The sequence below is a fragment of the Candidatus Zixiibacteriota bacterium genome, from assembly GCA_020853795.1.
Taxonomy (GTDB): domain Bacteria; phylum Zixibacteria; class MSB-5A5; order CAIYYT01; family CAIYYT01; genus JADJGC01.
Genome location: JADYYF010000191.1, coordinates 1 through 13,100, shown reverse-complemented (window position 1 = coordinate 13,100; position 13,100 = coordinate 1). Strand labels below are relative to the sequence as shown.

The following is a 13,100-nucleotide window of genomic DNA, read 5'->3' as shown; positions in this document are numbered from 1 at the left end:
AGGAGCAGCTTGACGATCTCATCGAACGCCACGGCGGCTACATCAACGCCTTTACGCGCAAAGACCTGACCGCCTACCTGGTGCTGATGCCGACGGAGTACATCGACTACGGCCTGGATGTCCAATCAGATCAGCTTTTCAACTCGATTCTGCCGGAAGAGAAGTTCCCCAAGGAGCGCAAGATCGTGATCGAGGAAATCCGCCAGAGCCACGACCGGATCGATGATGTCGTTGACGATCTGCACCAAGCGCTGGTCTACGCCGGAACGCCCTATGCCCGGCCGGTACTCGGTTACGAGAACCTGATCAACACCGTCACGCGCGAGGAAATCCTCCAATACTACCAGACCTACTATGCACCTAACAATATGGTCGCGCTGGTGATCGGTGATTTCAGCGCACCGGAGATGATCAAGAAATACCGGCAGTATTTCGGCGGGGCGGCCGCCCGGCCGATTCCGCCGGTGCCGGCGTTTGCGGTGTCGATTCCGTCCGAGAAGAAGATCGTCACGCAGGAGATGGAAACCAAGAGCTGCTACCTGACCTTTTCCTCGCGCGGGCCGCTGTGGAATGATCCCGATTACTATGCCTTCCACGTGCTCAACGAGTTGCTCAACGCCGACGGCGTTTCGCCGCTGCGAAAGGTTCTCGTCGATGAGGGCGGTACGTTGACCCAGTCAGTCGGCACCGGCATCAACACGCAGAAGGATTTCACGGTGTTTGATGTTTCGATCAAGACCGATTCGGTGCAAAACATCGATCGCATCATTGCACTGCTCAATCAGACCATGGAGCAGACGATAGCCAACTGGCAGCCAACAGCGGCGGACATCAAGGCAGTAGTGACGAGCGCGAAGACAGCGGAGATCTACCTGAAGGAGAAGCTGCATTACTACGGTTTCCAGATCGCGCCGCTGATGGTCTCTACCGGTTACGATTTCATCGACAATCTAACGGGCAACCTCGAGAAGGTGACGCCCGCCGATGTCAAACGGGTCGCCGCGAAGTACTTTAAGCCGTACAACTACATCGCCTCGGTCGTCAAGCCTTACTCGGAATCGGCGGCATCTGGTGGGGCCAAAATCACCAGTCAGTATGCGCACAAGACGCTTGTCAACGGATTGGAGATCATCGTCAAGTCCAACGCCTATTCACAGGTGCAGGCGTTTATGGTATTGGGCAAGGATCGGGCGGCATCCGAACCGGCCGGCAAGGAAGGGATTACCGACTTCGTGAACCGGATGCTCACTCACGGTACCAAGAACTTTTCCAAAGACCAATTGTCGCGCGCACTGGCGGAGATCGGCGCCAATGTCACAGCGAATGACAACCCATACATTCCCTACGACGACCGCTATACATCGCGGCAGTTCTCGTTCCTGAAGTTTGAAACGATCTCCGATTTCACCGATCGCGGCATCGTATTGTTGTCCGAGATGGTGAAACACCCGCTGTTCGCCGATGACGAAGTCGAGCAAGTGCGGCAGGAAGTCATGGGCATCCTCGGCATGCAATCGGGATCGACCTCCGATCAGGCTAAGAGTCTTTACTTCAGTTTGCTGTTCAACAACACCGCTTTTGCCAATCCCGAGACCGGCACCATGCGTTCGGTGGGGACGATCAGCGCACAGGACCTACGCAGCTACCATGCGCAATTCTACGCGCCGGGTAACTTGATCCTCGCCGTCTGTACCGACCTGCCGGCAGAGACGATGATGGCCAAACTCGAAGCTGCCTTCGGTGATATGACCGGAACACCACCCGCCAAGAGCCTGGTCACCGCGCCAACGACGATTACCGGTGTGGTGAGCCAGAACAAGCCGATGGAGAAGAAACAAGCGTATATGTACATTGGGAATGCTACCTGCGGCGCTACAAGTGCGGATGCCGTCGCGCTGCGCGTTGCCACCGACATTCTCTCGACGCGATTAGGGCAGAATCTGCGGGAGAAGCAGGGACTGGCGTATCGCGTCGGCGCCGGCGTGAGCTTGGATCGCGACTTTGGCTGGTTTTCGGCGGCGATGGGAACGGGCGTAGAGAACTATGAACGCGCGAAGAATGGCATCGTGAACGAGATCGACTCGATGCGCAACTTCGAAGTCTCAGCCGAGGAACTGGAACGAGCGGTCAACTCACTCTGGGGCGCGCAGCTGACGGCGCGGCTCTCACGAATCAACCAGGCGTTCTATATGGCGGTGAATCAGTTCCTCGTCGGCCGCTACGATGTTGAAGACGATCTGATTGCGACTATGAAGGCGCTCGCACCCGCCGATATCAAGCGCGCGGCACAGAAGTATTTCGATACGAAGAACTATGTTCTGGCAACGGTCGGAGTGCCGGAGCGGCCTGAGTAAGTGCTACTGATTTGACCGATCGTCCCACGTCACGATTCGGTAAAGGCTGTCGGCGGGAGACTTGCGGAACTTGAACTCGGCGACGCCGACGGCCTCGTAGAATTCGTAGCCGAAGTCGCCATCGAGATCTTTCACCGAAAGATTAAAGTAAACACGGTAAACCTCCCACACCTCGTCGTTGGGAAATTCCTGCCGGTCGAAGATCGGCACCCAGGTGTCGAGGCGGATCTCGTCGAACAGCTTGAAGAGCCGCTCGGTGCGGGCCAGATCACCGGAGGGGCCGTCGCGTGGAACTTCCACCTGCTCGATCTGGCCGGTGCGATCCTGATCCACATAGCGGAAGACGAACTGCACATCGAGGCAATTCTCGTAGACATCAATATCCCGGTGTTCGTAGGCGTACTTGAGATTGTGCAGCACGGAGTCGGGCGCGACCTGGCGCACGATCGGCACGATCCGCGAAGGCCCGACGACCGCCGGCGCAAACGGATTCTGGCAGGCCAGCGCGGCCAACGCCACCAGTCCCGCCATTGCCAGAAGTGCCGTCGGTCTTGCCCTATCGGTACGCATTCTTGAACTCCGCCCACGAGTTGATGTCCAAATCCTCGTGCAGATCCTCCCAGCGTCGCAACGACCAGAAATTGAACGCGCCTTCGACCAGGTCAAAGCGCGCAATTCCCTGAAAGTTCTGCTTCACCGTGCCGAGGGTATCAGTCACGCTCAAGATATAGGAGCGAATCAGTGTCGCCGTGGTATCCAGCACCAGGTCGGGCTGGTCAACCTGCGGCGTGAATTCTATCGTAATCCGCCGCGACTTGTCGGCACTGAAGGCGCTGAACATCTTGGTGGTCAGATTGACCTCCTGACGGTAGTCCCACGCGGTATCGCCGGGAAGCGTCTGGAGAAAATCGAAACGGTAGGTGAAGTTACTGTCGAGACACTGCACGAAATTCCCGATCACTAACTCGGCGTAAGCGAACCGAAGGTTTTCGAGCACGATCAACGGCGAAGTCGGCGGGATGAACGTCCCTACCGGCTCGGTCGGCTCTTCATTATCGCGGGTCGAAAATGGATTCTTGGCACAGGAGCAGATTGTCAAAGTGCACACGAACAACAGCATCAGCCGCTGCAATCTCATAGGTACCTCTTGAGCGCAATCGTAAAGACGTCATACTCCTGTCCGCGCTGGCGTTGATACTCCTGCACGCGCCGTTCGAGACGGCAATCAATGTACGAATTCTGCGACATCGTCCACTGGAACTCAAAGCCGATCAAGCGCCGCTGTAACTCGTCCGTCCGTACCCGTCGGCCGAGGGTTTCCACCGGATCAAACAAGTGATCGTAGTAAGTCTGCCATTCGTACGAGGCGTACGGGCAGAAGCGCAATCCTGACAGCGGACGATACTCTACGCCGAAACGTGGGCGGTGGGTGCGTCGATCCCAACTCACCTGCTGCTTCCACTGGTCTTCCCACAGCAGCCGCCCAAAGTCTTCATAGCGATAGGAGTACTCCAGGATCAGATCCGTGCGCGGGGACAGCGTGATCGTCAACGTATTGACCAGGTTGGCGCGGCGGTAAAGCGTGTTGCGCTCGCTGATCGCGTTCTTCTCGTACTCATAGTAAATGTAATTGGCGTGCATCTGGTAATTTTGCTGCACGCGTAAAGACCTTACCGGCTGCCAGATCAGCGCGGGATTGACGATGTAGACATTGTTGATCGAGTTGTTCGCCGAAAGTGAGCCGGAGATGTAGATGCTGTGAAACGTGCGCGCGCTGCCATCAACCACGCCGGTGAGAAAGTCGCTGAACTTGTGCACCGCGCGAAACGATGCCAGCCGGATCGAGCGATCGCGGTCGGCGAAGAAAGCGGAATTGGTCGGCGCAAAGTAGGCCGTCACACCGATCTGGCCGGAAACTTCCAGCGTGTCGGCATCGGAGAGCACGAGATTCGCCCGCGCCGTCACCTGTCCGGTCTCCGCCAGTTGATTGGTCAAGTTCGATCCGAAGTCCTCTTTGGTCCGGTTGAACAGATATGCGACGCTTGTGCCCAGATCGCCAAAATGCCGCTGTAACGTAATTTGATATTCAAGCACTGACGTCAAATTGTCGTTTTGGCGGACAAAGTCCGAGGTCAGCCCTTGATACTCATAGTCATAGCGGTCGTAGCGATAGGCGGCTGCGAACACCAGCCGGGCGGCCAGCGGCAGTCGTTTGGCAGCGCTCAGGTCCCAACGTCGCTGTTCGCTGGCCTGGCGGGCGGTGGATTCGAAATTGCCGCTGGAGGGAAAGTACTTGCGCAGAGCAAGAGTCTGACTCGCACTGAGGCTGAGCGTGTCGCTGCGATAAATGAATTGCGGGAGCTCATATCCGACTGTGACCGCCCGCCGCGGCGTGCGGCGCAACGTCGTGACTTCGCCGGTGACGCGCGCCTGCCCCCAACGGGCGCCGGGGGTGACGCTGAAGTCAGCTTCATAGGCCAGCCCCGTTTCGCGATGGCTCAGCGGCTCGAACTTGCGCTCCTCCCAAACGAGACCCCCGCGTTGCTTGATCCGGTAACGCGCCTTGTCGATATCGGCAGTCAGAAAAGCGCGATTGCCGATAAAGCGCTTCTCTTCAAGGCGGTCAAAATCCTGCGTAATGGCCACGCCACCGCTGAACGACGAATTGAATCGGTGATTTAGTGAACCGCGAGTGACGGCCGTTTTCTGCCAGCGATCGCCGCCGCCGCCGAAGATCGACTCCTGAAACAGTGTTGCCGATGAACGATTGAAGAGCTCAAGTGCGGTCCGCTTGTTCAGATTCCTTTGCAGTGACAACGAGTCGGCCCAATTGTAAGTCTGGCGATCGATCGAGAAATCAAGGCTGAAATACAGCGCCTCCGCAGGTACCGTCCGTAAGGCAGCGGCTACGAGAGTGGCGAAGATGACGAGTTGGATGCGAGGCATGACAGGTCTTTGGCCAACACCACGAAATCCGTTACGGCCAGCTGCTCCGGACGCTGCGTCGGTTCGACTCCGACGCGCCGGCAGAGGTGATCGGCGATTTCGAGCGTTAGCTGATACTCCTCGCGCAAAATACGCAGCAGTTGTTTGCGTCGCCACCGGAAACACGCGGCCGTGAGGCGCCGCAATGCCGGAAAATCCGCGTCGCTGACCAGCGGCTGCTCACGGCGGGTCAGATGCACGACGCTGGAGCTTACCTTCGGCGCCGGAAAGAATGACCCGGGCCGCAGATCAAACGCACGGGTGGCAGCATAGAAAAGCTGAACGAACACCGTCAGGGAGCCGAAGTTCTTGCCGCCCGGCTCAGCCACGATGCGCGCGGCCACCTCCTTCTGCACCATGATCACCAGCTCGGGAAACATCCTCCGCCGCTCAATAATCCACTCCAGGATCGCCGATGTGATATTGTATGGCAGATTCCCGACCAGCTTGGCCGCACACTCGCTTCCCAATACGGCGGCAGGATCGAACCTCAGAATATCGCCGTGAACGATCTCTAACCGCGATTGATCGGCAAAACGCTCACGCAGCCGCGCCACCAGGTTCTGGTCATACTCGACTGTGATAACCCGCGCCCCGGTCGCAAGCAGATGCACTGTCAGATCGCCCCGGCCACCACCGATTTCCAGCACAGTTTCACTCGGATGCAGACTGAGCAAGTCAACGATTCGCCGAGCTGCCCCGACGTTGATGAGGAAATTCTGCCCCAGTTCCTTGCGGGGCTTCATTCGAATTCAAAAAAGCGTTCGGCGTTGGCGTCGATCGCGCTTTCGACGACGGTGAAGTCCTGTTGCCAGACTGCCGCCAGCTTCTCGTACACCAGCTTGATCATCGCCGGCGCATTGCGCTGGCCGCGGTGTGGATGCGGGGTCAGGTATGGCGCGTCGGTTTCGAGCAAGAGCAGGTCACGTGGCAGCACCTTGACCAACTCCGGCAGGCGCGAGTTGGTGAAGGTCAGTACACCGCCCACCGACAGGAACATGCCGTAGTCGGCAGCCTGGCGTGCTTCCGCCGGCGTGCCGGAAAAGCAGTGCAACACAACGTTCGATTCATAGGCCTTTTCGGCAATCAGAATATCAAGCGCTTCGGGATAGGCATTACGAATGTGAATCACCAGCGGCAACCCCAGTTCTCTGGCGAGCGCGATCTGACGCACAAATACGCGGCGCTGGATGTCGCGGGGAGAGTGGTCGCGGTAGAAGTCCAGACCGATTTCGCCGATCGCCACCACTTTGAAATTGCTCGCCAGCTCGCGCAACCGCTGTTCGGCGGCATCGTCGTAGTTCTTGGCGTCGTGGGGATGAAATCCGATTGCGGCGAAGATCTCTGCGTGGCAATTGGCCAACTCGACACCCGCGTCGGAAGATTTCAGATCGCAACCAATATTGACCATCCGCCGCACGCCGGTGGCGCGCGCGTCGGCCAGTACCTGTTCGCGATCGTTGTTGTAGTCGGGAAAGTCGAGATGACAGTGCGTATCGATCATGACGGCATCTTAGCCGACAGTGGCGCCGGAGGGAATATCGCCGTCTACCGTGACGAGCTTCAGCGCCTTACCTGACTTGGCCGCCAACAGCATCCCGTTCGACTCGATGCCACGGATCTTGGCCGGCTTGAGGTTGGCTACCACCACGATCCTCTTACCGACCAGCTCTTCCGGCTTGTAATACTCTGCGACGCCGGCGACAATCTGCCGCCGTTCCTCGCCGATCGCGATTTGCAGCTTGAGTAGCTTGTTGGCCTCTGGTACCGCCTCGCAGGCCAGCACTTCAGCCACAACCAGTTTGGCCTTGAAGAAATCGTCAATCGAGATCAGGCCATCCGGCAGCCCGCTCTCCGGGGATTTCGCAGTTTCGATCTTGTCCTCCTTCGGCGCCTGGAGGCGCGGGAAGATGTTATCCAGTGGTCGGAGAGCCGTACCCGGTTTGAGCAGGTCCGAATTGGCGGCATCGGTGATCGACGGCTGATATGACTCGTCGAATCCAAGCATCTGCAGCACCTGCGACGACTTGGTCGGCATAATCGGCCAGGTCAGTGTCGCGGCGATTCGGACCGCCTCCAGCGAGCGATGCAGAACTCCCGCGAGCGTCTCCTTCTCACCGCGTTTGGCCAACTCCCACGGTTTGCTATAGTCGAAGTAACGGTTGGCCGCACGGATCAAGGCCCAGATGCTCTCAACCGCACTGAGCACATCGATTGCTCGAATCTCTGCGATCACGTTCTCCGGTGTCGCTTGAATCAACTGCCGCAGCTCCTCGCTGTGATCTTCGCCGGCAGCGCTCCGCGGTGGGATCTTGCCCTCGAAGTTTGCCAAAGTCAGCTTGACCACGCGGCTCACGAGATTGCCATAGTCGTTCGCCAGATCGGAGTTGTATTTCTCGTAAAGCCGCGGATAGCTGATATCGCCGTCCAGATGGAACGGAAACTGCGAAACCAGCAGGTAGCGCGCGGCATCCTGGCCGAATTGCGCCACCAGGTGCTCGTTGGAGATCACGTTTCCGAGCGACTTGCTGATCTTCTGACCGTTCAAGCTCAGATAACCGTGAATAAACAGAATGTCCGGTACCCGCAGATTGGCAGCCATGAGCATCGCCGGCCAGAAGATGGCGTGAAATTTCAGGATGTCGCGCCCCATCAGGTGCACCACCTGCGACTTGTTCCACCACTTGTCGAACGCCGCCTCGTCGTCGCCGTAGCCGACCGCGGTGATGTAATTGGGTAGCGCATCCACCCACACGTAAGTCTTCTGCGCCGGGTCAAAGGGAATGTCGATTCCCCAGTTGAGCCGTTCGCGCGAAATCGAGAAGTCCGGCAGACCTTGTTTGAGCAGCCCCAGCACTTCGTTGCGGCGGCCCTCCGGCATGATGTTCATCCGGCCGCTGCGAATCAGCTCCTCGACCCGATCGAGGTACGCCGTCAGTCGGAAGAAGTAATTGTTCTCCGAGACCAGTTTGGGCTTGGACAGATGATTCGGGCAGAGCCCATCGGGTGTCAGCTCTTTCTCGGTGATAAATTTCTCGCAGCCGAGGCAATACAGACCCTCGTACTTGCCCTTGTAAATCGCCGGTTGGCCGTCGGGTGTGCGTGCATTCCACAAGTTCATCAGTAGCTTCTGCACGCCCTTCTTATGGCGCTCGGATGTCGTGCGAATGAAGTGGTTGTAAGAGACGTTCAATGTCTTGAGGGCCTCGACGAACTTGAGGTAGTTTTCATCGCACAGCTGCTGCGGTGTCTTGCCCTGCGCCAGCGCGGCTTCCTCGACCTTGGCACCGTGCTCATCCATGCCGGTCAGGAAGAACGATTCTTCGCCAAACAGGGTATGATAGCGCTTGAGGGTATCGGTAATCACCGAGGTATAACCGTGGCCAATGTGTAGTTCGGCATTGGCGTAGAAGATCGGGGTCGTGATGTAGAAATTCATTCCGATTTCGGATGGTTCATCCGCGCTTTCAACGCGGCAGTGAACTGCTTCTTCTTTTCATGCTGGACCCAGTCTTTCCAGGTCAGCCGCTCAGTGCCTTCTTCGAGACGAATGACCATATACTGCTGAAAAACGTTGACGGCTTCGACGGTGCCCCGTCCCGTCGGCGTATCAATCTCCGCGCCGACTTCGGGAAAGCGGCGGATCGTCTCGGCATAGTGATTTTGCTCGTAGAGCAGACAGCAGAGCAGCCGCCCGCAATTGCCGGAGATCTTCGCCGGATTGAGCGACAGATTCTGGTCGCGTGCCAGCTGCGTCGAAATCGGCTCGAATTCGCGGATAAAAGTATTGCAGCACTGTTGCAAGCCGCAGATGCCGTAGCCGCCGATACGTCGCGCTTCGTCGCGCACGCCGATCTGCCGCAACTCAATCCGTGTCCGGTAGTGCGAAGCCAGATCTTTCACCAGCGCGCGGAAGTCGACGCGTTCGTCGGCCGTGAAGTAATAGGTCATCTTGTTAAGATCAAACTGATACTCAACATCGACCAGCTTCATCTGCAACCCGTGCTGGCCGACCAACACTTTGCAGTGCTCGAGCGATTCTTTCTCCATCTCGCGGTTCTTCGACATCTTGAAGCAATCATCGTCGGTGGCGGAGCGCAGGATCGGGCGCACCTTGTTGGGTCGGCTCTTGAACTTGGCCTCCGGATCGATCAGCATGTGGACGAAGCCCATGTCCTCGCCTCGCTCCGCTTCAACAATCACCCAGTCCTTTTCGCGCAAAGTGAGGCTGAAGGGATTGCCGTAGAAATCCCGCCGATGCGCCTTAAACTCAACTTCGAATAGAATGTCTTGTGCGTCTGCCATAATGTTACAATACGCGCCCGATCTGCAAGTTGGCAATAAAGCTTCCGCCGTGCTCTGAGTCAAGAACTGAACTGCTGGCACCCGCCACTAATGACAATCGCCGTCGACAGCTCTGCCGACGGCGATTCACTACCACAGGAACATCTTCGCGGGAATCGATCCGCTATTTGGCGGTCGCCAGCATCTTGTTGACCTCGTCCCAGTTGATCACGTTAAAGAACGCGCCAATATATTCGGGCCGGCGGTTCTGGTACTTCAGATAATAAGCATGTTCCCAGACATCGATGCCGATGATCGGGGTCTTTCCTTGTGTCAAGGGCGAATCCTGGTTCGGCGTCGACATGATCTCCAGCTTGCCGCCGGAAGCCACCAGCCATGCCCAACCGGATCCGAACACGCCCGCGGCCGCCGCCGTGAACTTCTCCTTGAATTGTTCCTGTCCACCGAACGTCGAATTGATTGCTTCGATGATCTTACCGCTCGGTTTGACATCTTTCTTCAAAATCTTCCAGAAGAAGCTATGATTCGCATGCCCGCCGCCGTGATTGCGCACCGCCGTCCGGATTGCGTCCGGCACACTGCCCAGGTCACGGACCAAGTCCTCGACCGTCTTTCTCTGCAACTCGGCATGTGCTGCCAATGCCTCATTCAGCTTGGTGACGTAGGTCTGATGGTGCTTGGTGTGATGAATGTTCATCGTTTCCTTGTCGATGAACGGCTCCAGCGCGTCATAAGCGTAAGTCAACGCCGGTAATTCGTAAGCCATGATCGTTCCTCCAGTCAATAGATCAGATATGACAAAATCCAAACATTTAAAATCGACCAAATGGGTCTCTTCAGACCCCGCATTGAGGAAATACGGAGCGCTGTGGGCATTTTGTGGATTTTCCGGCGAGAATTTCGGCCCGACGATTTTTCGCGCGAGTGCTTGCCATCGAGGTTTGAACATGTATTGTTTTGCCCAGGAATCTTGAGGGGAGCAGACCAAACCCTTTGGCCTGGGCAGGCTTATGCTTGAACTCATTGCACGGCTGGAACGCTTCCCAAAGTGGCTCAGCGCCTCACTGGCATTGTCGCTGGTGGTCCTCATCGCCGCCCTTTATTTTGCGACCGATGCGCTGCTTGCGGTCTCGATCTTCTATTTCGTTCCGATCGCCATCGCCGCCTGGTCGTCCGGGCGGCTGGCCGCCGTAACGATTGCCCTGATCAGCGCCGGACTGCTGGCCATTGTCGACATCGAAAGCGGCGTTATTCTTCGCAATCCCGATTTCACACCGGTAAATGAGATTCTGCGCTGGCTTCTGTTTACGCTGATCGCACTGATGCTCGCGGCGCTGAAGGAGACCGCCGATCACCACCGGAACACCGCGCGTGTCGATGACTTGACGGGCATCTCGAACCGCCGCGCTTTCCAGGAGTTCGCTGAACTCGAAATTGCCCGCGCCAGACGTACCGGCAAGCCGATAACGATCGCTTTCACCGATATCGATGACTTCAAGCTCATCAACGATAGCTGCGGGCATCAGGCCGGTGATCGCCTGCTGGCCCAAACCGCCGAACTGATGAAGAAAAACATCCGCGCCGTCGACCGCGTCGCCCGCTTCGGTGGCGATGAATTCGTTCTTCTACTGTCCGAGACCGATTTTGCAGCAGCCGAGCAGGTGATGAAGCGGCTCAAGGCCGATCTAAGCTCGATGGCCACTGCCAACGCCTGGCCAGTTTCGTTCTCAACCGGTGTCTACACGTTCGTCCGCCCGCCGGAGTCGGTGGATGACATGATTTCCCGAGCTGACAAACTGATGTACACCGTCAAGCAGACCGGCAAGAACCGCCTGCTCCATGGTCAGGATTAGCTCGCCGCGAGTCCATCAGCGCTTTCAACGTTGATGGATGCTGGTAGAAAATAGCTGGAGAATTACTGGGCAGCGGCGCGCTCGAACAACTCTTTCAACCGCCGCAAGGTTGCCGGAGCATGGCCGGCATAGTGGTTGTTAATGTAGACTAAAGTCCGAATCTGCCGCGCCATCATCCGTACCAGGAATGCGCTCCAGCGTTCCAGACTCTCTTCCCGGTCGATAACCTCTCTGTCCCAAGTTTTGGTGATCGCCTCGATCTGTTGGCGATCACCAAGGAGCCGGATATAGCAAACACCACCGGTGACCGGATCGAACAGCTTCTCGACCTCGTCGCCGTGTGGCATCCAGGCTTGATCGACCAGCACCAAGCTCACTTGGTGGCGACGGAGCAAGTCAGCAAAATCGGCCTTCAGCCAGGTCTTGTTGCGAATTTCGACGCCGTACTCGAAATTCTTCGGCAAATCTCCGAGGAATCGGTCGAGTCGTTCCAGAAACGGTTCACGCGATGTAAACACCTTCTTGGAGAAGTAGGGAAACTGCAACACCAGCGGCCCCAAGCGAGTGCCGAGCGTGGCGATTACCTTCAGGAAACGGTCGCGATCAGCATACGTCGCTTCCGGCTTGAGAATCAGATCCGGTGCCGGTGTTGCGCCCTCCCCGCCATGCACAATCGAACGCGGGAATTTCGCCGAAATCAGAAAGCCCTCCGGCGTCTTTTCCACCCAGCCTTCTACCGTCCGAGCCGACGGTATGGCATAATAGGTGGCGTCAACCTCGACGGTGTCAAACTGCCTGGCATAATAGCTGAGAAACTCTGCCGGCTTGGTATCCTCCGGATAGAATGGACCCACCCAATCCTCGGAAGAAAACGACGAAGTCCCAAAGCGGATCAAATCTGGTTTTCGGCTGCGCGGCATGGCCGTTAGTATAATACAGGTGCGTCCGAGGACAAAGCCCGTTCTCGCCCGCGAGTTTATGCTTGTATTCGTCTTCGGCTTCGCTGATACTAACAGGAATATTTCACGGACAGGAATGGAATGCTCACAGCCGGCGATACTTTAGCCCACTTCAAGATCCTCAGCAAACTTGGCGAGGGCGGCATGGGTGAGGTTTTTCTTGCTGAGGACACCAAACTCAATCGCCAAGTTGCCCTCAAGACGCTCCGCGACGACTACTTCGACAACGAGGATCGCCGCGAACGGTTCGAGCGCGAAGCCAAGACCGCCGCACAGATTCAGCATGCCAATATCATGGCGATCTATGACATCGGCGTCGGAAAATCGCCCGATGGCAAGCGCGACATCCATTACATCGTAATGGAGTACATTCGCGGGAAACATTTGAACGAGTTCCTGGTCGGCAAACCGGAGGACGTGGGCAAGGCGCTGCGGATTGCCGAGAAGATTGCCTCCGGGCTGGCCGCCGCACACAAGTTGAACATTGTTCATCGCGACATCAAGCCGGAGAACGTGATCGTCGACGAGCACGAAGAACCGAAAATCCTCGATTTCGGCCTGGCCAAGCCGATGTCGCCGCTGCAAAACGCCGAGCCCGCGGCCAGTCCCTCCGGCGCGACCGTCAAGGCCGATCTGACCAAGGT

At 57.3% G+C, this 13,100-nt stretch carries 12 protein-coding genes; 3 read left to right on the top strand and 9 right to left on the bottom strand.

Features of this window, described 5'->3' with window-relative positions:
* Window positions 1–2,354: insulinase family protein (locus IT585_14415; GenBank protein MCC6964443.1), on the top strand; the 2,354-nt coding region annotated here is incomplete at its 5' end.
* 3 nt (window positions 2,355–2,357) lie between these two features.
* Here IT585_14415 and IT585_14410 read toward each other — a convergent pair.
* From IT585_14410 to IT585_14375, 8 genes are all read right to left on the bottom strand, one after another.
* The gene (locus IT585_14410) at window positions 2,358–2,924 is read right to left on the bottom strand and encodes a hypothetical protein (GenBank protein ID MCC6964442.1); all 567 of its coding nucleotides are present in this window, start codon (window positions 2,922–2,924) and stop codon (window positions 2,358–2,360) included.
* Complete coding sequence (locus IT585_14405) at window positions 2,911–3,492, bottom strand: hypothetical protein (protein ID MCC6964441.1); 582 nt, start codon at window positions 3,490–3,492, stop codon at window positions 2,911–2,913. Before IT585_14405 ends, IT585_14410 begins: the two co-directional genes overlap by 14 nt.
* The gene (locus IT585_14400) at window positions 3,489–5,300 is read right to left on the bottom strand and encodes a hypothetical protein (protein MCC6964440.1); all 1,812 of its coding nucleotides are present in this window, start codon (window positions 5,298–5,300) and stop codon (window positions 3,489–3,491) included. The genes IT585_14405 and IT585_14400 overlap by 4 nt, the downstream gene beginning before the upstream one ends.
* Window positions 5,261–6,085 (bottom strand): ribosomal RNA small subunit methyltransferase A, encoded by an 825-nt coding sequence (rsmA, locus tag IT585_14395; protein ID MCC6964439.1) that lies wholly within the window; start codon window positions 6,083–6,085, stop codon window positions 5,261–5,263. The genes IT585_14400 and rsmA overlap by 40 nt, the downstream gene beginning before the upstream one ends.
* Window positions 6,082–6,843, bottom strand: coding sequence for a TatD family hydrolase (locus IT585_14390; protein MCC6964438.1), 762 nt, complete (start codon window positions 6,841–6,843; stop codon window positions 6,082–6,084). Before IT585_14390 ends, rsmA begins: the two co-directional genes overlap by 4 nt.
* A gap of 9 nt (window positions 6,844–6,852) precedes the next feature.
* Window positions 6,853–8,778 (bottom strand): methionine--tRNA ligase, encoded by a 1,926-nt coding sequence (gene metG / locus IT585_14385; GenBank protein MCC6964437.1) that lies wholly within the window; start codon window positions 8,776–8,778, stop codon window positions 6,853–6,855.
* Window positions 8,775–9,644 (bottom strand): hypothetical protein, encoded by an 870-nt coding sequence (locus IT585_14380; GenBank protein MCC6964436.1) that lies wholly within the window; start codon window positions 9,642–9,644, stop codon window positions 8,775–8,777. Before IT585_14380 ends, metG begins: the two co-directional genes overlap by 4 nt.
* A gap of 163 nt (window positions 9,645–9,807) precedes the next feature.
* Window positions 9,808–10,413 (bottom strand): superoxide dismutase, encoded by a 606-nt coding sequence (locus IT585_14375; GenBank protein ID MCC6964435.1) that lies wholly within the window; start codon window positions 10,411–10,413, stop codon window positions 9,808–9,810.
* 241 nt (window positions 10,414–10,654) lie between these two features.
* Here IT585_14375 and IT585_14370 point away from each other — a divergent pair, with 241 nt between their 5' ends.
* The gene (locus IT585_14370; protein MCC6964434.1) at window positions 10,655–11,497 is read left to right on the top strand and encodes a diguanylate cyclase; all 843 of its coding nucleotides are present in this window, start codon (window positions 10,655–10,657) and stop codon (window positions 11,495–11,497) included.
* Window positions 11,498–11,559: 62 nt separating this feature from the next.
* Here IT585_14370 and IT585_14365 read toward each other — a convergent pair whose 3' ends face one another.
* The gene (locus tag IT585_14365) at window positions 11,560–12,351 is read right to left on the bottom strand and encodes a DUF72 domain-containing protein (GenBank protein MCC6964433.1); all 792 of its coding nucleotides are present in this window, start codon (window positions 12,349–12,351) and stop codon (window positions 11,560–11,562) included.
* A 186-nt stretch (window positions 12,352–12,537) separates the two neighbouring features.
* On the opposite strand from IT585_14365, the gene IT585_14360 reads away from it, so the two are divergent.
* The coding region (locus IT585_14360) for a serine/threonine protein kinase (protein MCC6964432.1) at window positions 12,538–13,100 on the top strand (563 nt) is incomplete at its 3' end.

What these genes read in the sequence shown, in the direction of transcription:
- IT585_14410 (MCC6964442.1), bottom strand. Translation starts at nt 2,924, where the DNA reads ATGCGTACCGATAGGGCAAGACCGACGGCACTTCTGGCAATGGCGGGA.
- IT585_14405 (MCC6964441.1), bottom strand. Translation starts at nt 3,492, where the DNA reads ATGAGATTGCAGCGGCTGATGCTGTTGTTCGTGTGCACTTTGACAATC.
- IT585_14400 (MCC6964440.1), bottom strand. Translation starts at nt 5,300, where the DNA reads ATGCCTCGCATCCAACTCGTCATCTTCGCCACTCTCGTAGCCGCTGCC.
- rsmA (MCC6964439.1), bottom strand. Translation starts at nt 6,085, where the DNA reads ATGAAGCCCCGCAAGGAACTGGGGCAGAATTTCCTCATCAACGTCGGG.
- IT585_14390 (MCC6964438.1), bottom strand. Translation starts at nt 6,843, where the DNA reads ATGATCGATACGCACTGTCATCTCGACTTTCCCGACTACAACAACGAT.
- metG (MCC6964437.1), bottom strand. Translation starts at nt 8,778, where the DNA reads ATGAATTTCTACATCACGACCCCGATCTTCTACGCCAATGCCGAACTA.
- IT585_14380 (MCC6964436.1), bottom strand. Translation starts at nt 9,644, where the DNA reads ATGGCAGACGCACAAGACATTCTATTCGAAGTTGAGTTTAAGGCGCAT.
- IT585_14370 (MCC6964434.1), top strand. Translation starts at nt 10,655, where the DNA reads ATGCTTGAACTCATTGCACGGCTGGAACGCTTCCCAAAGTGGCTCAGC.